The sequence below is a fragment of the Vibrio sp. Vb1574 genome (assembly GCF_033338675.1).
Genome location: NZ_JAWOTC010000448.1, coordinates 1 through 1,054, shown reverse-complemented (window position 1 = coordinate 1,054; position 1,054 = coordinate 1). Strand labels below are relative to the sequence as shown.

The following is a 1,054-nucleotide window of genomic DNA, read 5'->3' as shown; positions in this document are numbered from 1 at the left end:
GGCTTTGTTGCGTAATTCGATGGAACTAAATCAGGAAGTTACGATCTGATCGGTTACATCAGTTAATCATCGTAGCCTTATGCCGAAACCTCGTTACAAAACAACTAACTGGAAGCAGTACAATAAAGCCTTAATCAACCGTGGTTCTCTGACTTTTTGGATTGATGAGGAAGCGATAGCCGAGTGGAAGCAAAACAAACAAGGCAAGCGTGGTAGACCTCGCCGATTCAGCGACTTAGCCATTACTACCGCACTGATGGTTAAGCGCGTCTTCTCCATGCCATTGAGAGCGCTGCAAGGCTTTCTAGACTCAGTATTTAAGCTGGCTCACATCCCGCTTGTTTGCCCACACTACACCTGTATAAGCCGCCGAGCTAAGGAAGTTGAGGTTTCATTTAAAACCAAAACCAGAGGAGCAATACAACATCTGGCCATTGATGCCACTGGCCTCAAGGTTTATGGCGAAGGTGAATGGAAGGTCAAGAAGCATGGTACTGATGGGAAGCGCAGAGTCTGGCGTAAGCTGCATATCGCAGTAGATACAAGCACCCACGAAATAGTCGCAGCAGAGCTGAGCTTATCTAACGTAACCGATGCCGAAGTGCTCCCTAACTTACTCAAGCAGACACGTCGCAAAATCATTGAGATATCAGGCGATGGCGCTTATGACACAAGGAATTGCCATGATGCCATACGGATCAAGCGAGCGGTTCCGCTTATCCCGCCACGAGAAGGGGCTGCCTTCTGGGAGCAAGGACACCCTCGCAATTTAGCAGTAGGTTGTCAGAAGCTCTACGGCTCCAACAAGAAGTGGAAAAAGCGGTATGGTTATCACAAGCGTTCGCTCTCTGAAACAGCCATGTATCGCGTGAAGCAGTTGCTAGGTGGGAGGTTAAGCCTGAGAAACTACAATTCTCAGGTTGGCGAAACCTACGCCATGATTAAAGCGCTGAACAAGCTTACAGGGCTTGGTATGCCTGAAACTCAGTATATTGTTTGATAATTATTCAATTTCGGACGACTTGGTTTTCTGTCCGAATTACGCAACAAAGCC

At 47.5% G+C, this 1,054-nt stretch carries 1 protein-coding gene; it reads left to right on the top strand.

Features of this window, described 5'->3' with window-relative positions:
* The first annotated feature begins 79 nt into the window (after positions 1-79).
* Positions 80-1,000, top strand: a complete 921-nt coding sequence (locus tag R7O12_RS26780; RefSeq protein ID WP_158163597.1) for an IS5-like element ISVal1 family transposase — start codon at positions 80-82, stop codon at positions 998-1,000.
* Positions 1,001-1,054: the final 54 nt, after the last annotated feature.